Source organism: Streptomyces sp. JLSY215, from assembly GCF_059682825.1.
Window position 1 is genome coordinate 2,658,398 of record NZ_CM185022.1, and the last position, 20,402, is coordinate 2,678,799.

The following is a 20,402-nucleotide window of genomic DNA, read 5'->3' on the forward strand; positions in this document are numbered from 1 at the left end:
CCGCGGGCGGGCCGTGCCGCGCGTGCGCCGGACGTGCCCGCCGGGCCGTCACTCCCCGACGACGGGGAGAGCGCGGGCGATGGACGGTTGCGAGCGGAGGAAGGACCTGTAGTGGTCGGCGTCCCGGCCCTGGTCGACGACGGTGACCTTCGCGCCGCGGCTCGTCAGCTCCCGTGCGCAGCTGCGCGCGTTGGCGAGGGGGACGTCCCGGTCGCCGGCCGCCGTGTAGAGGGTGACGGGCAGGCCGCGGTCCGGCGTCCAGTCGCAGGTGCGGTCGTTGGCGCGCAGCGCGTCCAGCAGAGCACCGGACGGGTGCTGGAGCTTCTGGTACCAGGCGTCCGTCAGCAGGTCTTCGAGGCGGTCGGGCAGCTTGCCCGCGATGTCCTCCGCCGGGTGTTCGCCGTTGAAGAGGTCTTCCACGCGGTCGGCGTAGGGGGCGCGGAACACCTCGGTCGGGTCGGTGTAGAGCGGGTGGAGGCGGTTCTGGGCGGTGAGGAAGAAGGCCATGTAGAAGACGGCGGACCGGGGGTTGATCCGGCAGTCGAACATGGCGGGGAGTTCGCTGCCGTCGAGGTCGTAGGGGCCGCCGACGGGCGCGAGCACGGCGAGGCGGAAGTGGGGGTCGGCGCCGCGGTCCAGCTCCCGGCCCAGCTCCATGGCGACCTGACCGCCTTGGGAGAAGCCGGTGACGGAGACCTTCCGGCCGAGCGCCGCGCCCAGCTTCGGGGCGGCGGAGCGGGCCGCGCGGAGCATGTCGAGGGAAGCCGATGCCGCGGAGCGGGCGTCCATGTAGGGGTGGCGGCCGGGGCTCGTACCGAGGCCGAGGTAGTCGGGCGCGAGGGCGGCGCGTCCCGCCGAGGCGTAGAGCATCGAAACGGTCCGGTCGGGGCCCTCGGCCACTGAGGGTGCATAGCCGCGGTAGGCGAGGGTGCCGTGGGCATGGACGACGGTCGGCAGCGGGCGGCCGCCGGTCAGGGAGCGGGGCAGGGCCAGCAGTCCGGATGCGGTGGTCGGGCGGCCGTCCGGGGTGATCGTGCGGTAGGTGAGGCGGTAGGCGGCGACGCCGTGCCGCGCGGTGCCCGCGTCGAGGCCTGCCGTGCGTGCCTGCGCGATGACTTCGTCGCGGTTCAGGACGGCGAGCGGGGTGAGCGAGAGCAGCGCCCCGCGTCCCGCGTCGCGTCCCGGCCCGGCCGTCGGGGTACCGGCCGGTGCCGGTGCCGCGACGGCCTGCGGCGCGGCGAGGGCCGGGGCTGTGGTGAGCGCGGCCAGCACCATGGCGGCGGCCACGGCCGGTCCACGTGACCGCCGTCGTGGTGCGGGGCGTCGGGACGGTGCGCTCGTTGCTGCCGGTGGGGTCTGCTGCGTTCTGGTCATGCGGCGACGGTACGAAGAGCGGGCGCGGCGGAGAATGCGGTTCTCCTCCCAACTCGCTTGGGGTTTACCGCAGTACGCATGCCCGTACCCGCAGGCAGGCAGGTCCCCTTACGAGCTACAGGCGCTGGATGATCGTCCCCGTCGCGAGGGCGCCGCCCGCGCACATCGTGATCAGTGCGAATTCCTTGTCCGTGCGCTCGAGTTCATGCAGGGCGGTGGTGATGAGGCGGGCGCCGGTGGCGCCGACCGGGTGGCCGAGGGCGATGGCGCCGCCGTTCACATTCACCTTCGCCAGGTCCTGTTCGAAGACCTGGGCCCAGGAGAGCACGACCGAGGCGAAGGCTTCGTTGATCTCGACGAGGTCGATGTCCTTGAGGGACATACCGGCCTTGCCGAGCACGGCGCGGGTCGCGTCGATGGGCCCGTCGAGGTGGAAGTGCGGATCGGAGCCGACCAGCGCCTGGGCCACGATGCGGGCCCGCGGCTTGAGTTTGAGGGCGCGGGCCATGCGCTTGGAGGCCCACATCACCGCGCTCGCGCCGTCGGAGATCTGGGAGGAGTTGCCCGCGGTGTGCACGGCGGTCGGCATCACGGTCTTGAGGCCGGCCAGCGCTTCCATGGTGGTGTCGCGCAGTCCCTCGTCACGGTCGACCAGCCGCCACATGCCCTGGCCCGCGGCCTGTTCCTCCTCGGTGGTGGGGACCTGGACGGCGAAGGTTTCGCGTTTGAAGCGCTCCTCGGACCAGGCGGTGGCGGCCCGCTCCTGCGAGATCAGGCCGAGCGAGTCGACGTTCTCGCGGGTCAGGCCGCGGTTGCGGGCGATGCGTTCGGCCGCCTCGAACTGGTTGGGCAGATCGACGTTCCACTCGTCGGGCCAGGGCTTGCCGGGGCCGTGCTTGGAGCCGCTGCCCAGCGGTACACGGGACATCGCCTCGACGCCGCAGCCGATGCCGATGTCGATCACGCCGCCCGCGATCATGTTGGCGATCATGTGGTTGGCCTGCTGGGAGGAGCCGCACTGGCAGTCGACGGTGGTGGCCGCGGTCTCGTACGGGAGGCCCATCGCGAGCCAGGCGTTGCGGGCGGGGTTCATGGACTGTTCGCCGGCGTGGGTGACGGTGCCGCCGACGATCTGCTCGATGCAGTCGGGCTGGATGGCGGTGCGCGCGAGGAGCTCGCGGTAGGTCTCGCCCAGGAGGTAGGCGGGGTGGAGGTTGGCGAGCGCGCCTCCGCGCTTCCCGATGGGGGTGCGTACGGCTTCGACGATGACGGGTTCCGCGGCCATGTGACTGACTCGTCCTCTCCTCGCGTCCGCGGGGCGTCCCGGCACCCACGGAAGAAGAACTAGTACGCGTTCTACTTCTACAAACAGTCTTATGAGCCGCGCCCCGGCGCGCAAGGGTTGTGCACCGCCCTTGTCGGCAACAGGTCCCGTCGCACCCCTTGCCACTTGTAGAACTCGTTACTACCTTCACGGCGACCGACATCTGAGGGGGCGTCAGAACTGCCTCGCGAACCGCCTCGGAGCCGCCGGAGAAACCGCATCGGAGCCGCATCAGAACTGCATCAGCGCCGCGTCGGCCCGCGTCACCCACACGTCGGCCCCGCGCCGGAAGTGCCCCATGACTGCCGCACGACTGCCCTACGACCGCCCCGCAACTGCCCAGGAACTGCCAGAACTCTCGGATGCCAGATTGGCCAGGAGTCGCTCATGTCATGCCCAGCGTTGCCCGAAGGGTTCGACTTCACCGACCCCGACGTCTACCGAACCCGCGTCCCGCTACCGGAGTTCGCGCAGCTGCGGGAGACCGCGCCCGTGTGGTGGAACGCCCAGCCGCACGGCATCGCGGGCTTCGGCGACGACGGCTACTGGGTCGTCACCCGCCATGAGGACGTCAAGGAGGTGTCCACGAAACCGGACATCTTCTCCGCCAACCTCAACACCTCCATCATCCGGTTCAACGAGTCCATGACCCGCGACCAGATCGACGTACAGAAGCTGATCATGCTGAACATGGACCCGCCGGAACACACCCGGGTCCGCCAGATAGTGCAGCGCGGCTTCACCCCGCGCGCCATCCGCGCCCTGGAGGACGCCCTGCGTCACCGGGCGGCGCGGATCGTCGACGAGGCGCGGCAGAAGGGGTCCGGGGACTTCGTCACGGACATCGCCTGCGAACTCCCCCTCCAGGCGATCGCCGAACTCATCGGCATTCCCCAGGACGACCGGGCCCGCATCTTCGACTGGTCGAACAAGATGATCGCGTACGACGATCCCGAACTGGCCATCACCGAAGAGGTCGGCACCAACGCGGCCATGGAGCTGATCTCGTACGCGATGAACCTCGCCGCGGCACGCAAGGAGTGTCCGGCCAAGGACATCGTGAGCCGCCTGGTGGCGGCGGAGGACGACGGGAACCTCGGTTCCGATGAATTCGGTTTCTTCGTCCTGCTGTTGGCGGTCGCCGGTAACGAGACGACCCGGAATGCCATCACCCACGGCATGCATGCCTTCCTCACCCATCCCGATCAGTGGGAGCTCTACAAACGCGAGCGCCCCGATACCGCGGCCGAGGAAATAGTGCGGTGGGCGACGCCGGTGGTCTCCTTCCAGCGCACCGCCACCCAGGACACCGAACTGGGCGGCGCAAGGATCAAACAGGGCCAGCGGGTGGGGATCTTCTATTCCTCCGCCAACAACGACCCGGAGGTCTTCGACCACCCGGAGGTCTTCGACATCACCCGCGACCCCAACCCCCATCTGGGATTCGGGGGCGGCGGGCCCCACTTCTGCCTCGGCAAGTCCCTCGCGGTCCTCGAAATCAACCTGATCTTCAACGCCATCGCGGATGCCGTGCCCGATATCTCGCTGGCGGGCGATCCGCGCCGGCTCCGTTCCGCTTGGCTCAACGGCGTCAAGGAACTGCAGGTGCGCTACGGCTGACGGGGCGGGCGGAACCGCACCACGCACCGCCGTCACGCACCGCCGCCACGCCCTGCCGCTCCTCCCGGCCGGGCCCCGCGCGCCGGGTGCCTCGGGCGCGCCGGGTGCCTCGGGGCGCGCCGGGTGCCCGTTCAGTGCGCGGTGAGACCGGCGGCCACCAGCGCCACCATGACCGCCACCGCCGCCGTTCCGCTGAGCCATGCCGTGATCAGCCGTCGCCGCAGCGCCTGGTACGCGCCGTCGTATTCGGTGCGCAGGGAGGCGCTGCGTGCGGCGATGCGCTCCAGATAGGCCTGTGTTGCGTGGTGCTGGTCCTGGCAGTAGCGCAGTTCCACTTCTCGGCGCTGGGTGTCGGTGAGCCAGGGCAGACCCGCGCAGAAGGCGTCGGCGCGGGTGCGGGCCCGCTCCTTTTCCGCCTCCCAGAGCAGATATCCCTCGATCTCGTTGATGACCGCCTCGGCGTCGTGCATCCGCATTCCCCGTTCCTCGCCCCGCCGCACTCTCCGGCCTTCCGTCCTCCGCAACTCCCCTCGCTCGCTCATCCGTGTGCCCCGCTCTCCACCTCGCGTGCGATCTCCGGGTGATGCAGGTCGAATGCCGGTGATTCGGAGCGAATACGCGGCAGCGCACGGAAGTTGTGCCGTGGCGGCGGGCAGGAGGTCGCCCATTCCAGAGAGCGGCCGTAGCCCCACGGGTCGTCGGACTCGACCTTCTTGCCGTATTTGGCGGTCTTCCAGACGTTGTAGAAGAACGGCAGGATCGACAGGCCCAGCAGGAAGGAGAAGATGCTGGAGACGGTGTTGAGTGTGGTGAATCCGTCGGCGGCCAGATAGTCGGGGATGCGGCGCAGCATTCCGTTGGCACCGAGCCAGTGCTGGACGAGGAAGGTGCCGTGGAAGCCGATGAACAGCGTCCAGAAGGTGATTTTCCCGAGGCGCTCGTCGAGCATCTTTCCGGTGAACTTCGGCCACCAGAAGTGGAAGCCGGCGAACATCGCGAAGACGACCGTGCCGAAGACGACGTAGTGGAAGTGCGCCACGACGAAGTACGAGTCGGAGACGTGGAAGTCCATCGGCGGCGAGGCCAGGATGACGCCGGTCAGACCACCGAAGACGAAGGTGATCAGGAAGCCGACGGTCCACAGCATCGGCGTTTCGAAGGACAGCGAGCCCTTCCACATCGTGCCGATCCAGTTGAAGAACTTCACACCGGTCGGCACCGCGATCAGGAACGTCATGAAGGAGAAGAACGGCAACAGCACGCCGCCCGTCACATACATGTGGTGCGCCCAGACCGTGACCGAAAGACCGGCAATCGAAATCGTCGCCGCGATCAGACCGATGTAACCGAACATCGGCTTCCGGGAGAACACCGGAATGACCTCGGAAATGATGCCGAAGAACGGCAGGGCGATGATGTACACCTCTGGATGGCCGAAGAACCAGAAGAGGTGCTGCCAGAGCAGCGCTCCGCCATGTGCCGCATCGAATACATGGGCACCGAATTCACGGTCCGCCTCCAGGGCGAACAGCGCGGCGGCCAGGACCGGGAAGGCCAGCAGGACCAGCACACCGGTCAGCAGGACGTTCCAGGTGAAGATCGGCATCCGGAACATCGTCATGCCGGGTGCCCGCATGCAGATGATCGTGGTGATGAAGTTGACCGAACCGAGGATCGTGCCGAAGCCCGAGAAGGCCAGACCCATGATCCACATATCGGCGCCGACACCGGGGGAATGCACGGCGTCGGCGAGCGGCGCGTACGCGAACCAGCCGAAATCCGCGGCGCCTTGCGGGGTGAGGAAACCTCCCACGGCAATGAGGGAGCCGAAGAGATAGAGCCAGTAGGCGAACATGTTCAGCCGGGGGAAGGCGACATCCGGCGCGCCGATCTGCAGCGGCATGAGCCAGTTCGCGAACCCGGCGAACAGCGGCGTCGCGAACATCAGCAGCATGATCGTGCCGTGCATCGTGAACGCCTGGTTGAACTGCTCGTTGGACATGATCTGGTGCCCGGGGCGGGCCAGTTCGGCGCGCATCAGCAAGGCCAGCAGGCCGCCGACGCAGAAGAAGGCGAACGCGGTGACCAGGTAGAGCGTGCCGATGGTCTTGTGGTCGGTGGTCGTGAGCCAGTTCACCGCCTGCCGGGTCCCCGAGGGTCGTTTCCCGGGGGGCCCGGGGGAGGTGGAGGATGTGGGGGTCGTCGTGAGGGCCGTCATGCCCGGTAGGTGTCCGGGGCCCCGGAAATATTCACCGGTTTTGGGTGTGAAGATCGGGGCCATGCCGGACACAGACGGTTCATGAGCACGGACGACGCCTTCGCCGATGCCTATCGCGCGCACTACTGGGCGGTCAGCCGCTTTGTGGCGCGGCGGCTGGACGGGCAGGCACACGAGGTCGAGGAAGTGGTGGCGGAGGTCTTCTCCATAGCCTGGAGACGCCGCGCCGAACTTCCCGATCCCCCGCTGCCTTGGCTGTACGGGGTGGCCCGGAATTGCCTGGCCAACACGGTGCGCGGGCTGGGGCGCTACCGGCGGCTGCTGCACCGGATCGGCAATCACGAGGCGGCGCACCGCAAGCAGACGGTGGAGAGTCCGGATGCGGAGGGGCCCGGTTCCTGGGTGCACGACGCGCTGGCCCGTCTGTCGCCCGCCGACCAGGAGGTGCTGCGGCTGACGGCCTGGGAGGAACTGTCCCTCGAGGAGCTGGCGGTGGCCCTGGGGTGCGGGCAGAGCGCGGCGGCCATGCGGCTGCACCGGGCGCGGCGGCGGCTGCGCGCGGAGATCGACCGTACGCGGATGACCGTGTCCGTACGAGCTGGAGGCTGTGGCCATGAGTGACGAACTGGATCTGCTGCGCGCGGCCAACCCCGTACGGAACGGCGAAGGTCCCTGGCGGGACCGCCCGCTGCCCGCCCGCGCCGAGCGCGGCCTCAACCGGCTGCTGCACAGCCGTCGGACGCGGCAGGCCCGGCGCCGCCTCGTCCTGCGGGCCGAGGCGGCGGTGCTCGCGCTGGGGGCCGTGCTCGCGTTCACCTTCTCCGACGCCGGCGCCGCCAAGGCCGTCGCGGTGCCCGTCGCGCTGGCCCCGCGCACCGGCGCCCCGTCCGTGGCGCTGGACGAGCTGGCCCGGAGGGCCGAGGCCAGGGCGCGGGCGGCCGGTGCCGCGGACGGGCCGCGCCGGGGCAGCCATCTGCAGAGCTGGAATCTGAGTATGGAGGCGGGCCCCGACGCCGCGCCGCCGGTCACCGTGCCGGAGGAGCGCATCACCCGCTGGCGCGCCGACGGCAGCGGCTCCGAACTCGTCGTGGCCACCGACCCCCGGCACCCGGGGCGCCCGGTGATCGACGACACCGGCGGCGGCTGGCGCACCGTGCATGACGGCAAGGTGCTGCACCGTAAGTCCTATCCGGCGGGCTCGGCGGGCGGGCAGCGCAGCCTGGTCGCCCGCACGAAGCCGCCGACCGACCCCGAGGCACTGCGCGAGATGCTCGCGGCGCTGTACGGGGGCGCGGGCCCCAGGACGCCCCAGCTGCTGTCGGCGCTCTCGTCGTTGCGTCAGGAATGGACTCCGGGGCCGCGGGAGACGGCGGCCATCGTCCGGGTGCTGGCCGATGCGGAGGGACTGCGTCCGGCGGGCACGGTCACCGACCGGCTGGGCCGCCGGGGGCAGGCGTATGTCTACGACGGTCCGGACGGCGGCATGAACGCCACCCGCCAGATGGTCATCCTCGACCCCCGGACCGGGCAACTGCTGGGCAGCGAGGTCACCTTCACCAAGGCTCTGCCGGAGTTCCGGATCAAGGCCGGGGAGGTGCTGTCGTACGAGGCGTGGATGCCGTGAGTCCGCTCCGCATCCGGCCGTGGGGCGCCTCCGGGAGCGGGCCGCTTCCCTGAGCGCGTCACCCCCGCCCGCCGCTCAGGTGGCGGGGTCCGCGCGCATGGCCGATCCTTGAGGGGCGCGACGATCCATCGGCGCGGTGGCGAAGAACGCCGCCGCGCCGTCTTCGTGTCCGCGGCCGGCGGCATGACGGACGCGCCCTGTGATGCGCCGGAAGCGCCGGGTGACGCCATCGACGTTTCCGATGACATTCCGGCCGTACCCCCCACGGCGTATTCGGCACGCCATGCAGCACAGAGCGTGATGGTTGCAGTGAATCGCCGCGAGATGGATCACAGACGGAAGTCCCGCAGAAATCCTTCGAGACAGGCGTTTGCCCAGCAAGGAGCGGGTATACGACCGACCGCGCGGCCATCCGCACACTGTCCGTGATGATCCGTTCTGCCCCTATGGTCGACCTTTGCCCGTCACCCCATGGCGGGCTCCGCCCCGTCACCCCACGGCGGGGCATGTCATGCAGTCGTCCAAGAGAGCGCAGGCGAGCGAACACGTGCCGACGCAGTCCCCCGTCGCACCCGGGCCCCTTTCCCACGGCCGCAGCCGTACCGATGCCGCACCCGACCTGGAGAAGCGGGCGTCGGACGAGGTCACCGTCGTCGATCCCGCGATGGTCAGACGAGCGGTGTCCGCGGCGGCCCTCGGCAATGCGATGGAGTGGTTCGACTTCGGCGTCTACAGCTACATCGCGGTGACCCTCGGACACGTCTTCTTCCCGTCCGGGAACCCGACCGCGCAGCTGCTGTCGACCTTCGGTGCGTTCGCGGCGGCGTTCCTGGTGCGTCCCATCGGCGGCATGGTCTTCGGACCGCTCGGCGACCGCATCGGCCGGCAGAAGGTCCTCGCGATCACCATGATCATGATGGCGGCGGGCACCTTCGCCATCGGCCTGATCCCCTCCTACGCCACCATCGGCGTCGGCGCGCCCATCCTGCTGCTCGTCGCGCGGCTGGTGCAGGGCTTCTCCACCGGCGGTGAGTACGGCGGCGCGTCCACCTTCATCGCCGAGTACGCGCCCGACAAGAAGCGCGGCTTCCTCGGCAGCTGGCTGGAGTTCGGCACGCTGGCCGGCTACGTCGGCGGCGCCGGCCTGGTCACGTTGATGACCGCGCTGCTGTCCACCCACGACCTGAACGCGTGGGGCTGGCGGATCCCGTTCCTGATCGCGGGCCCGATGGGCATCATCGGCCTCTATCTGCGGATGCGTCTCGAGGAGACCCCGGCCTTCGCCCGGCTGGAGAAGGAGGCGCGGACGAAGGAGAAGGAGCGCCGCGAGGCCGAGAAGCGGATCGGCCTCCGCGAGATGGTCTTCGGTCAGTGGCGGGCAATGCTGCTGTGCGTCGGGCTGGTCCTGGTCTTCAACGTCACCGACTACATGCTGCTGTCGTACATGCCGAGCTATCTGACCTCGGAGCTGAAGTACGACGAGACGCACGGGCTGCTGGTGGTGCTCGGCGTGATGGTCGTGATGATGGGTGTGCAGCCGTTCGCGGGCAAGCTGGCCGACCGCCTCGGCCGCCGCCCCGTCATCGCCGCGGGCTGCGTCGGCTTCCTGGTGCTGTCCGTGCCGGCGCTGCTGCTGATCCGGCAGGGTTCGCTGGCCGCCATCGCGCTGGGCATGGCGGCGCTCGGGCTGCTGCTGGTGTGCTTCACCGCCGCGATGCCCTCCGCGCTGCCGGCGCTCTTCCCGACCAAGCTCCGCTACGGCTCGCTGTCGATCGGCTTCAACATCTCGGTTTCCCTCTTCGGCGGGACCACTCCCCTGGTGGTCACCGCCCTCATCGGGGCGACCGGCAACAAGATGATGCCCGCGTACTACATGATGGCGGCGGCCGTGATCGGTGGTATCGCCGTCTGGCGGATGTCCGAGAGCGCCCGCAGGCCGCTGCCCGGCTCGCCGCCGGCCGTCGAGACGGAGGCCGAGGCCCGCGAGATCGTCCGCGCGGCACGCCGCGCCGAGGTCGGATCCGCGGCCTGACCCCGGACGCTTCCCCGTAAGCAGGGGGTCCGCTCCCCCCGCGCACCCCCAGGAAGGCCGCCGGTCCCCCGGCGGCCTTCCTGCGTTCCGCGGGGTGCACGGCACGCAGCCGCTGCACGCGCACGCCCACCCCCACGCCCGCCGCAACCCGCACCGCACCCGCCGGAACCCGGAAAGGGGAACCGTCCGTACCGTCCCGTCCGTCTGAGTCGCTGCCGATCACATCGACGGGCAGCGAACGAACGGGGGACGACGGTGGGCGTGGCGAGGGAACACCGGGCGGCGCGGCGGCAGCGGGCCGTGCTGGTGGTGCTGATGCTGCTGGCCGTGCAGCTGGTGTCGCTGGCCAGACCCGCGTACGCCTGCGGCTGCGGTGCGATGGTCGTGGACCCGAAGACCACCCTGTCGGTGGACCGGGAGACCTCCGTGGTGCGCTGGGACGGCAGGACCGAGCAGATCGTCATGAGCCTGACGGTGAACGGGACCGCCCCGGACGCCGCCTGGATCATGCCGGTGCCGCACCGGGCGACGGTGAAGCTCGGCGACTCCGCCCTGTTCAGCGAGCTCGCCGGGATCACCGCACCGGCCGACAAGGAACGCTCCTACTTCTGGCCCCGGAGCGACGACTGGCCGTTCCGATGGGGCGGCGGGGACACCGCCGACGCCCCGATGCCCGGGGCCGGCGGCCCCGGTGTCGGCGTCGTCGGCCGGGAGCGCCTGGGCCCGTTCGACGTGGCCCGGCTGACCGCCACCGACCCCGACGCGCTGCGCGGCTGGCTGAAGTCCCACGGCTTCCGGCTGCCCGGGGCGCTCGCGACCGCACTGCGCCCGTACGTGGCGCAGCACTGGGAGTACGTCGCGATCCGGCTGGCCCCCGCCGAGCGGTACGGCCGTCTGTACGGCACCCTCGATCCGCTGCATCTGTCCTTCGCCAGCGAGCGGCTGGTCTATCCCATGCGCCTGTCCCGGCTCGCCAAAACACCGCAGTCGCTGGGCCTCTACGTCCTGGCGCCGCACCGGATGGAGCCGCGCAGCAGCATCGGCGGCGCGAGGCCGGAGGTCTTCTTCGCGGGCCGGATCAAGCCCAGGGGCACCGCGGTCGGTGACCTCGCGGGCCGCGGCGGGGCGTTTCTGACCGCCATCGACCAGAGCTTCCCGCAGCCGGAGCGCATCACCGGCGACCATGAGCTGCGGCGCGCGACCACCGATACGCCGTTCCAGCGGGTCCGTTACACCTATGTGCTGATGAAGGTGGGCGGCGTCCCGGCCTGGCTCCTCACGGTGGTCGGGGCGGCGGCGCTGATGTCGGTGAGCGTGGCCGTGACCGCGCTGGTGCTGCGGGGGCGCAGGCGGCGCCGTGCGGTGCCGCCGCCCGCGGGGCCCGTACCGCAGGCGGCGGAGCCGTCGTCGTCGGCTGCGCCGAGCGAGTGAGGCAAGGCCTCGGATCCCGGTGCCTGAATTGACCCGCATTGGAATGAATCGACAGTCCTGAAGGGTTATATGCCCGGCTATCCAGCCACTCTTCCGTTGACCGTTCGGGTCTTCAGCACACCGTCAACGAGAGGACATCATGACCGAGACCGAGGCCAGAGAGCTGTTCGAGCAGATCGACACCGACGGTGACGGGCAGATCAACATCGTCGAAATGGCCAACCACTTCAAGCGCGAAGGGCATCAGGGCCAGCTCAGGGAGAAGGCCAAGAACGCCATGAAGTCGGATGCGAACAAGGACCGCATCATCGACTTCGACGAGTTCAAGCAGATGATGAAGTAAGCACGTCGATGAAGTAAGCACGTCGCTGATGCACCGGCCCTGAGGCGCGCGCGGGAGGAGTACCCCGTCCCACCGGCCTCGGGGCTGTTCGACCGCAACCTCCCGGGCGCTCCAACCGCGCCTCCCGGGTGCTGTGATCCGCCACGGTGCCGCTCGCTGCCGCCGATGTCCCATGCGGCAAGATGGGGCCATGAGCGTAGTCAAGATCAACGTACTGACTGTCCCCGCCGAGCAGCGGGAAACCCTCGAGAAGCGCTTCGCCTCCCGCGCCCATGCGGTGGAGAGCTCGGACGGCTTCGAGTGGTTCGAGCTCCTCCGCCCGGTCGAGGGCACCGACGACTACCTGGTGTACACGCGGTGGCGTGACGAGGAGTCGTTCCAGGCGTGGATGGAGGGACCCATGAAGGCGGCTCACCAGGGCGGCAGCGACCGGCCGAAGCCGGCCGCCAGCGGTTCCACCGTGTGGTCGTTCGAGGTCGTGCAGCAGGCAGCGCCCAAGAACGCCTAGCCGCGGTTCGCGGCGCGGATCCGCGGGGACGTCGGCGGCGCCGAGGGCGGCGAGCGGCCCGAGCCGGCTGCGACCGCCCGCGCCGCCAAAATCCCTTGCGTCCCGCTCCCCGGCCGCGGCGACAATGTCGCCATGAGCCAGACCGCCGCCCTGCGCCTTCCCTGGGCCGTCTCCGCCGAGCCTTTCCTCTCGCCGGACGGCCGGTCGCTGTTGCGCGACTACTACACCGAGGTCGCCGATCGCTACTTCGAGCTGCACGAGGGGCGGCGCGCGACGGCCGAGGAGATCGCGGAAGGCCTGGCGGGGTATCCGGACGACCATCTGACGCCTCCTCATGGCGTGCTGCTGATCGCCCGGCACGGCGGCGCCGCCGCCGGGTGTGCCGGGGTACGGCTGCTGGACGAGCGGACCGCGGAACTCAAGCAGATGTTCCTCCGCGTCCCCTACCGCGGCCAGGGTGGCGCGGGGGGACTGCTCGCGGCCGCCGAGTCGGCCGCGGTCCGGATGGGCGCCGAACGCATCCGGCTGGACACCCGGCTCGATCTCGTGGAGGCGATCGCCCTCTACCGGCGGCACGGCTTCACGGAGATCCCGCGCTACCACGACGACATCTACGCGGAGATCTTCTTCGAGAAGCGGCTCGGTGGGTGAGTCCGGGGCCGGCTATCCCTCGTCCCCCCGCAGCGGAGGTATGGAGATCAGCGGTTTGAAGTGGCCCTTGGGGTGGGGTTCGCCGACGGGCCTGCCGTCGGCCTCCACCCAGGCGTGGGCGGCGAAGGGGTGGGTGCGTACGCCCGTGCACCAGGTGGGCCAGGCGCCGCGTATGCGGCAGAGCAGTGCGGTGGCGATGGAGCGTTGCAGACAGCCTTGACCGGCACAGCGCAGGCTGACCGAGACGACCGCCTCCCGGGCCGCGAGGGCCTGGTCGGCCGTGGCCGGGGCGGCGCCACGGCGGGCGAATGCGAGGACGGTGCGCAGCCGGGCCGGTTTGGCCTTGGCGAGCAGACGGGCGACGCCGACGGCCAGCAGGGGCACGAGCCGTCGGTGCAGGGGCAATCGGCGGCGTTCGGCCAGCGCGACGGGCATGCTCACGCGATCACCAGCCCCGCGGTACGGAGTTGGTCGATCACGGTGGTGACGTCCCGCTCGGCCCGGGACCGGTCTATCCGGTGCCGGGCCGCGACGCCCGCCGCGATGTCGTCGGGGCTGTGGCCGTCGAGGAGCCCACGCAGCACATGGGCCCCGGTGGCGTTGAGCTGCCAGTAGCGTCCGGTGCGTCCGTTGAGCAGGACGGTGCCGTCGTCGGTGTCGGTGGAGACCACGTCAGGATGCAGACGCATGGGCGTCGAACCTCCAAGCAGGGGTGGGTCGGGTGGCGGCGCGCAGCCAGGTCTCGCAGCCGATCAGCGGTTCCAGGGCGATGCCCGTGGCGTTGTCCGCCTGCGGGGCCAGCAGGCGGGTGCGCAGTTCGTCGGGGTCGATCAGGCCGTGGGCGGCCAGGGCGGAGTCGGCGAACAGCTCCAGAATCGCGGGGAGGTTGCGGCGCAGGCCGGAGCTGGCCTCCTCGCTGAATTCGCCCTTGGTGGAGCGGCCGAGCACCGTTTCGGGCACGATGCCGCGCATCGCCTCGGCCAGCAGTGGCTTGTAGCGCCACGGGCCGGAGTGCTCGTGGACCCGGACACCCGCCACGGCTTCGACGACGCGGTCATCGAAGAACGGCGAGTCGAGCTGCACACCGGCGTCGGCGAACGGGCGGGCCAGCAGCCGGTACCAGGGGGCGCTGGTGCGCACGGCGCGCAGCAGCTGGTGCTGCCCGAGGTCACGGGAGAGCGGCCGGGTGGTGTCCGCGGTCTGCCGCAGTATGTCCCGGGCCTCGGCGACGGCCGTGCCGGTGACCCAGGACGGGGCGCGCAACGGCCACAGGCCCCAGCCCAGACCGGGTCGGCGTTTGTGCAGCGGCGGGTCGGTGAGGTGGTCGGCCTGCGCCCGCCACCATGACGCCTCGTCACCGGGTCGCACCAGCGCACCCAGGGTGTGCAGCAGCGGCCAGCGCTTGAGCGCGGCATAGCCGCGGACATGCCGGAGCGCGGCCACCGGATGACGCCGGAGCAGCCCGTGCAGATAGCCGGGGAACGGGGTGAAGAGTTCGTCCCCGCCGTGACCGGCGAGATGGCGGTGCGATCCCCGGTCGGCGAGCAGCCGCGCGGTGTGGTGCGTGCGCGCGGCGGTGCGGACGAAGGGGTAGGGCTCCTCGGTGTCGACCGGTGTCCCCGCATCGGCGAACAGCGCGGGGAGTTCGCCGGGGGGCACCACCACATGGTCGGCCCGGTCGAGGGAGCCGATGGAGTGGGCGGCGAAGGCGGCGTCGTCGTTGCCCGCCTCGGCCTCGCCCCATCGGAACGTCAGGAGGTCCGGGACGTTGCGAGCGGCGAGAAAGCACAGGGAGGTGGAGTCCATACCGCCGGACAGGTCCGTGCTCAACCGGCCCTCGGCCGGTCCGCGGTCCTGCAGGGCGGCGGTGAGCGCCTCCCGTACGGCCCGCGCCCCGTCCGGCAGCGGCTGTTCGGGGGTCGGCGGCCGCCACCACCGTACGTCCCGGGCCTGTTCGCCGTCCCACACCAGATAGTGGTCCGGAGCCAGCGGGGTGATGCCCTTCCACAGCGGCAGGTCGCCGATCGGGGACGGGACGAGCCCGCCGCAGGCCAGCCGTACCGCCAGGGCGCGTTCGTCGATTCCGGCACCGGTCATCGAGGCCAGGACGTCGGCCCGGTCCGCGGCCACCGTCAGGCCGTTCACCCGGGTGTGGAACACCCGGCGCAGGCCGGTCAGGCTGCCCTGGACGCGGAGCCGGCCGTCGACGGAGGCGACGACGTGGCAGGAGCCGGGCAGCGCCGCCGCGAGGGCGTCCACATCGGACACCGTCCTTATCCGCGCGGTGAGTTCGGACAACCGCGTGGCGGTGACCGGGCAGACCCCGATCACCGCCACGCGTACCGGGCCCGCGGTGACCACCTGGATCTCTCCGGGCGACCACCGTCCTACCAGCCATGGGCGCCCCGACGCATGCGAGTGCACCCGCGGCGCCGCCCAGGGCAGCGCCGCGCGCACCTCGACTGCGGACGCCGTGTCCGGCAGAACCACGAACCCAGCACCGGTCATTGCTGCTTGCTCCTGAGAGTCAGCTGTCGACGATCAGCCGCCGTAGTGGCCGAAGATGTCCTTGCCCCAGCCGATGAAGCCCAGCGTGTCCTCGCTGAACTCGCCGACCTCGACCAGCATCGGGGGCGCGTAAGGCTCCACGTTCGACAGCTCGGTCTGCTCTTCCATAACAGCCTCCTTCAGTACAAACCGGCAGTCATCCGACTACCGGCTCACAAGTTAACACCCGTACCAGGGACTTGATCGAATTTTTTTACGATCTGGTTGGTCATGTCCGATCCGGACGGTTAGGTTCCGGAGAAATGCCGCTGGTGGCAGGGGTGTTGTGCGCCCTGAGCGGGCGCACTTCTCCCGCAGAGCCGGGCAGGCATCGGCGAACCCCGGCGGGTCGAATGTCGTGCGCCGCCGCGCGAGCTTCTCGATGAAATGCGTTTCGTGCACGGCGAGTTCCCGATGCCCGGCCACTCCCGATCCCCTCCCCCGCAGCGCCCTCCGGCGCTTCTCAGCACCTGCTCCCGACCGTAAACGAGCCCACTGACAATCCCCGGCGCCTCCCCGGCCCGCGGCGCGGGCGTCCCCTCACTTCGACACCCCCGGCCGGCCGTGCGGCGTACGGGGCACGGTCGGGCGGGCATCGCCGTTGTGCGGCTCCTCCGCGTCCGATCCGCACAGTTCCGCCGTCAGCTCCCGCACGAGGTCGGTCAGGTCGGTGGGGCGGTCCTTGGTCCACCAGTCGCCCAGCAGTTCCGCCAGTGATTCCTGGCGGGCGGCCGAGAGCCGGCCGGCCGTCTCGCGGCCGCGGTCGGTGAGCAGCAGCATCAGCCCCTGGCGTTCGGCCAGGCCGCGTTCCTCCAGCTGGCGGATGGCTTCGGAGATCACGCCGAGCGGCACATTGGTGCGCTCGGCGAGCAGCGCCGCCTCCACCGATCCGTAGCGGTGGATGCGCAGCACCAGCCAGCCGGCGGCCGGTTTGAGGTCGAGGCCGGCCCGCGCGGTGATCTTCTCGTAGATGTGCTTACGGCCTTCCTGGCTGCCCAGTTTGGACAGTGCGCGGGCGCATTCGTCGCGCGAGGACCGCTCGACGGGGTTGGAGGCGAGCACCTCGCTGGTCTCCGGGGCGGTGACGCTGCGGCGCAGCGGCTCCTCCCTGAGGAACCAGGCCAGGGCAAAGGCCACGAGGACGACGGGGACGGCGTAGACGAAGACGTCGGTGATGGAGACGGAGTAGGCGTTCAGGACGCCGGCGGCCTGGGCGGCCGGGAGCCGGGCGACGGTCCGCGGGTCCTCGGCGATCTTCGCCGGGCCGACTCCGGGCGGCAGCGGGTGCCCGGCGAGGGCCTCGGCGATCCGGGGGCGGAGCCGGCCGGTGAAGACCGTGCCGAAGATGGAGACGCCGAACGAGGCGCCGATGGAGCGGAAGAAGGTGGCGCCGGAGGTGGCGACGCCCAGGTCCTGGTAGGGGACGGCGTTCTGCACGATGAGCACCAGGACCTGCATGACCAGGCCGAGTCCGGCGCCGAAGACGAAGAAGTAGGCGCTCATCTCGGCGACGCCGCTGGCCGGGTCGAGCTGGTGGAGCAGGAGAAGGCCGAGCGCCACCACGGCGGTGCCGGTGATCGGGAAGACCTTGTAGCGGCCGGTGCGGGAGACGATCTGGCCCGAGGCGGTGGACGAGAGCAGCATGCCGAGCACCATCGGCAGCATGTGCACACCGGACATCGTCGGTGTGACCCCCTGCACGACCTGCAGGAACGTCGGCAGATACGTCATCGAGCCGAACATCGCGAAGCCGATGACGAAGCCGATGACGGCGCAGAGCGAGAAGGTGCGCAGGGTGAACAGCCGCAGCGGCAGCACGGGTTCCGCGGCCCGGCGCTCCACCAGGAGGAACGCGCCGAGCAGAAGGACGCCCAGCACCCCGAATCCCACGGTCTGCCAGGAGCCCCAGGGGTACGTCACGCCGCCGAGGGAGGTCATCAGCACGAAGCAGGCGGCGACGGCGGCGATCAGCGCGGTGCCCAGGTAGTCGATCCGGTGCGGGGTGCGGTGGCGCGGGATGTGCAGTACGGCGGCGATGACGGCCAGCGCGACGATGCCGATGGGGACGTTGATGTAGAAGACCCAGCGCCAGCTGAGGTGGTCGACGAACAGCCCGCCCAGCAGCGGCCCCAGGACGCTGGTGCCGCCGAAGACGGCGCCGAACAGGCCCTGGTACTTACCGCGTTCACGGGGCGGCACGATGTCGCCGACGATCGCCATCGACAGCACGATCAGGCCGCCGCCGCCCAGCCCCTGGAGGGCCCGGAAGGCGATCAGCTGCCCCATGTCCTGGGCGATGCCGCACAGCACGGAGCCGATCAGGAAGATCACGATCGCGGCCTGGAACAGCCTCTTGCGGCCGTACTGGTCGCCGAGCTTGCCCCACAGCGGGGTCGCGGCCGTCGAGGCCAGGAGGTAGGCGGTGACCACCCAGGAGAGGTGGTCGAGGCCGCCGAGTTCGCTGACGATGGTGGGCAGCGCGGTGGCGACGATGGTCTGGTCGAGCGCCGCGATCAGCAGGCCGAGCAGCAGCGCGCCGATCGCGACCAGGACCGTCCGCCGGGACTGGCCCGCGCCGGGTACGGCCGGGGCGCCGATGTCCTGCGCCATATGCGTCTCCCTCGGTTCGGGACGGCTCTCCCCCGGCGCGGGCCGCCCTTCGCGTCCTTCCATCGTGGTGGGTTCCGCCCGAAATGGCCCGCCGAGCGGGGTATGGCCGGAGGCGGGCGCATCCCGTGGCGGTGGTCGCCCGGTGGACATCGGGGAGATGCCCGGCGGATGTCCCGGAGCGCCTGCGCGGACCGGGCGGGCTCTGGATAATCGCTGCCTGTTCGAGGGCTCGACAGCTCCTTGGAGGCGACCGTTCGTGACGGCACAGACCTGCCCGCACTGCTTTGCCCCCGTACGCGGCGACGGGCGGCCGACCTGCCTGTGCGCGGCGGTCGGCGCGGAGGACTTCGATCCGCTGCGCATCAGGCCGTATGTGTCGTTACCCGGCCAGGACGGGGCCGACGAGGAGCGGGACGGCTCCTGGGACGGCTTCGCGCAAGGCTCCCGTCCTGACCCCCGTACGGGAGCGGCCTCCGCCGTCCCCGAGGCGCTGCCCACCGTTCCCCGGCCGCGCCGTTCCGGCCCCACCTCCAGGACGTTCCTCTCGTCCGATGCGGCACCGTTCACCGAGGCCTCCCCGGGCGGGCCGGCCTCCCCGGACGCCCCGGCCGTCCGCACCGCACCCCGTAAGCGCGCCTTACCGGCCGTACTGGCGGTCGCCGGCGCCGCCGTGGCGGCCACCGCGGTGCTGATCGGCAGCGATGCGCTCTCCGGCGGCGAACGGGACCGGGCCGCGCCGCCCGACCACGGCACGGCCGCCCCCACCGCCGCCTTCCCCACACGCGGCACCCGCCCCTCCCCCACCGTCTCCCCCGCCGCCCCGCCCACGCACCGGTCGCCCTCGCGGCGCCCCGGCAACGGGCCGGCGCCCCGGGACACGATCACGCCCTACCGGACGCCGACGCCGCCTCCCCCCGCCCCCACCCGGGCCTCCGGCAGCATCGGCCACACCCCCGGCGGGCGGCCGAGCTCCGCGCCCACCGGCCCGATCGTGCTGCGCGAGGGGTCCAGCGGCCCGGAGGTGGCGGAGCTGCAGAACCGGCTGCGGCAGCTGGGCCGCTACCTGGATCCGGATGACGGCCGGTACGACGCGGACGTACGGGACGCGGTGTCGCGCTATCAGCAGGCGTACGGAGTGACCGGCGACCAGGACGGCGTCTACGGGGAGCAGACCCGGGCGTCCCTGGAATCGCAGACCGACGAGCCGTGAGGGGCGGGACGGCTGGAAGGCGGGACGGCTGGAAGGCGGGCCCGTGACGGGGGGCGGTTGTCCGGACCCGGGACCGTTTTGTATCGTGTAGAAACAAAGTGGTTCCGCCCGCATTCCCTGACCGGCGGGCGGGACCGCTTGTGTCTGCGCGCATCTCCGCGCGTCCCGCCTGTCCCACCGCCGTAGCGCCCAGGAGCCCGCCGATGACGGCCACCACCACGCTCACCGCCCGCGTACTGCTGCTGGACATGGACAGCACGATCGTGAACTCCGAGGCCGTCGTCGAGCGCTGCTGGCGCCGCTGGGCGGCCGAGCAGGGCCTGGCCGCGGACGAGGTGCTCGAGGTCGTCCACGGGCGGCAGGGCTGGGCCACCATGGCCGCGCTGCTGCCCGACCGTCCGATGGAGCTCAATCTGGCGGACAACCGCCGGATGCTGGCGCAGGAGACCGCCGATATGGACGGTGTGGTGCCGGTCCCCGGTGCGCCCGCCTTCATGGACGCCATAGCCCGGCTCCCGCACGCCCTGGTGACCTCCGCCGACATCGCCCTCAGCGATGCCCGGATGGGCGCCGCCGGGCTGCGCATGCCGTCCGTGCGGATCACGGCGGAGAGCGTGAGTGCCAGCAAGCCCGACCCGGAGGGCTTCCTCAAGGGCGCCGCCGAACTGGGCCACGCCCCGGAGGACTGCCTCGTCTTCGAGGACTCCGAGGCGGGCATCGCGGCCGGCCGGGCGGCCGGCATGCGGGTCGTCGGGGTCGGCGAGCGCGCCGCCGCCTTCGCGCCCACCGCGCAGGTGCGCGACCTCACCGGGATCCGCGTCGAGGCGCTGGCCGACGGCCTGATAGCCGTGCACATCGCGGCCTGACCGGCGCCGGGCGGACGGCGGCCGGTCCACCCGGCCTGCCGCCC

At 71.0% G+C, this 20,402-nt stretch carries 19 protein-coding genes; 10 read left to right on the forward strand and 9 right to left on the reverse strand.

What is annotated here, in order from left to right:
• Positions 1-48: 48 nt before the first annotated feature.
• Entirely contained in the window at positions 49-1,374 is a 1,326-nt protein-coding gene (locus AC5677_RS11875) for an alpha/beta hydrolase family protein (RefSeq protein WP_497195001.1), read from the reverse strand.
• Positions 1,375-1,489: 115 nt separating this feature from the next.
• The gene (locus AC5677_RS11880) at positions 1,490-2,659 is read right to left on the reverse strand and encodes a steroid 3-ketoacyl-CoA thiolase (protein ID WP_497195002.1); all 1,170 of its coding nucleotides are present in this window, start codon (positions 2,657-2,659) and stop codon (positions 1,490-1,492) included.
• 426 nt (positions 2,660-3,085) lie between these two features.
• On the opposite strand from AC5677_RS11880, the gene AC5677_RS11885 reads away from it, so the two are divergent.
• Positions 3,086-4,318: a cytochrome P450 gene (locus AC5677_RS11885; protein ID WP_497195003.1), complete on the forward strand. Its 1,233-nt coding sequence runs from the start codon at positions 3,086-3,088 to the stop codon at positions 4,316-4,318.
• A 131-nt stretch (positions 4,319-4,449) separates the two neighbouring features.
• Here AC5677_RS11885 and AC5677_RS11890 read toward each other — a convergent pair whose 3' ends face one another.
• Positions 4,450-4,794 carry a hypothetical protein gene (locus tag AC5677_RS11890; protein WP_497195004.1) on the reverse strand — a complete coding sequence of 115 codons (345 nt, stop codon included), beginning with the start codon at positions 4,792-4,794 and terminating at the stop codon, positions 4,450-4,452.
• A 62-nt stretch (positions 4,795-4,856) separates the two neighbouring features.
• A complete protein-coding gene (gene ctaD / locus AC5677_RS11895; protein ID WP_497195005.1) occupies positions 4,857-6,536 on the reverse strand; it encodes an aa3-type cytochrome oxidase subunit I in 1,680 nt (559 codons plus the stop codon).
• A gap of 81 nt (positions 6,537-6,617) precedes the next feature.
• Between ctaD and AC5677_RS11900 the strand changes: the two genes are divergently transcribed.
• The 7 genes from AC5677_RS11900 to AC5677_RS11930 all read left to right on the forward strand — a co-directional run bounded on the left by AC5677_RS11900 (position 6,618) and on the right by AC5677_RS11930 (position 13,125).
• Complete coding sequence (locus AC5677_RS11900) at positions 6,618-7,157, forward strand: RNA polymerase sigma factor (protein WP_497195006.1); 540 nt, start codon at positions 6,618-6,620, stop codon at positions 7,155-7,157.
• Entirely contained in the window at positions 7,150-8,160 is a 1,011-nt protein-coding gene (locus AC5677_RS11905) for a CU044_5270 family protein (RefSeq protein ID WP_497195007.1), read from the forward strand. Before AC5677_RS11900 ends, AC5677_RS11905 begins: the two co-directional genes overlap by 8 nt.
• A 547-nt stretch (positions 8,161-8,707) precedes the next feature.
• A complete protein-coding gene (gene proP / locus AC5677_RS11910) occupies positions 8,708-10,192 on the forward strand; it encodes a glycine betaine/L-proline transporter ProP (protein WP_497195008.1) in 1,485 nt (494 codons plus the stop codon).
• 315 nt (positions 10,193-10,507) lie between these two features.
• On the forward strand, positions 10,508-11,623 hold the full coding sequence (locus AC5677_RS11915) for a DUF2330 domain-containing protein (RefSeq protein ID WP_497196590.1): 1,116 nt from the start codon (positions 10,508-10,510) through the stop codon (positions 11,621-11,623).
• Positions 11,624-11,759: 136 nt separating this feature from the next.
• A complete protein-coding gene (locus AC5677_RS11920; RefSeq protein ID WP_497196591.1) occupies positions 11,760-11,966 on the forward strand; it encodes an EF-hand domain-containing protein in 207 nt (68 codons plus the stop codon).
• Between the two features lie 190 nt (positions 11,967-12,156).
• Entirely contained in the window at positions 12,157-12,474 is a 318-nt protein-coding gene (locus tag AC5677_RS11925) for an antibiotic biosynthesis monooxygenase family protein (protein WP_482712329.1), read from the forward strand.
• Between the two features lie 132 nt (positions 12,475-12,606).
• The gene (locus AC5677_RS11930) at positions 12,607-13,125 is read left to right on the forward strand and encodes a GNAT family N-acetyltransferase (RefSeq protein ID WP_497195009.1); all 519 of its coding nucleotides are present in this window, start codon (positions 12,607-12,609) and stop codon (positions 13,123-13,125) included.
• 12 nt (positions 13,126-13,137) lie between these two features.
• Here AC5677_RS11930 and AC5677_RS11935 read toward each other — a convergent pair whose 3' ends face one another.
• The 5 genes from AC5677_RS11935 to AC5677_RS11955 all read right to left on the reverse strand — a co-directional run bounded on the left by AC5677_RS11935 (position 13,138) and on the right by AC5677_RS11955 (position 18,345).
• Positions 13,138-13,566, reverse strand: coding sequence for a lasso peptide biosynthesis B2 protein (locus tag AC5677_RS11935; protein ID WP_497195010.1), 429 nt, complete (start codon positions 13,564-13,566; stop codon positions 13,138-13,140).
• Complete coding sequence (locus AC5677_RS11940; RefSeq protein ID WP_497195011.1) at positions 13,563-13,814, reverse strand: lasso peptide biosynthesis PqqD family chaperone; 252 nt, start codon at positions 13,812-13,814, stop codon at positions 13,563-13,565. The genes AC5677_RS11935 and AC5677_RS11940 overlap by 4 nt, the downstream gene beginning before the upstream one ends.
• Positions 13,798-15,633: a lasso peptide isopeptide bond-forming cyclase gene (locus tag AC5677_RS11945; RefSeq protein WP_497195012.1), complete on the reverse strand. Its 1,836-nt coding sequence runs from the start codon at positions 15,631-15,633 to the stop codon at positions 13,798-13,800. Before AC5677_RS11945 ends, AC5677_RS11940 begins: the two co-directional genes overlap by 17 nt.
• Before the next feature lie 33 nt (positions 15,634-15,666).
• Positions 15,667-15,801 carry a keywimysin-related RiPP gene (locus AC5677_RS11950; protein ID WP_169314248.1) on the reverse strand — a complete coding sequence of 45 codons (135 nt, stop codon included), beginning with the start codon at positions 15,799-15,801 and terminating at the stop codon, positions 15,667-15,669.
• Between the two features lie 411 nt (positions 15,802-16,212).
• Entirely contained in the window at positions 16,213-18,345 is a 2,133-nt protein-coding gene (locus AC5677_RS11955; RefSeq protein ID WP_497195013.1) for an MFS transporter, read from the reverse strand.
• 193 nt (positions 18,346-18,538) lie between these two features.
• Between AC5677_RS11955 and AC5677_RS11960 the strand changes: the two genes are divergently transcribed.
• The gene (locus AC5677_RS11960; RefSeq protein ID WP_497195014.1) at positions 18,539-19,492 is read left to right on the forward strand and encodes a peptidoglycan-binding domain-containing protein; all 954 of its coding nucleotides are present in this window, start codon (positions 18,539-18,541) and stop codon (positions 19,490-19,492) included.
• Between the two features lie 203 nt (positions 19,493-19,695).
• The gene (locus AC5677_RS11965; protein WP_497195015.1) at positions 19,696-20,358 is read left to right on the forward strand and encodes an HAD-IA family hydrolase; all 663 of its coding nucleotides are present in this window, start codon (positions 19,696-19,698) and stop codon (positions 20,356-20,358) included.
• Positions 20,359-20,402 lie beyond the last annotated feature (44 nt).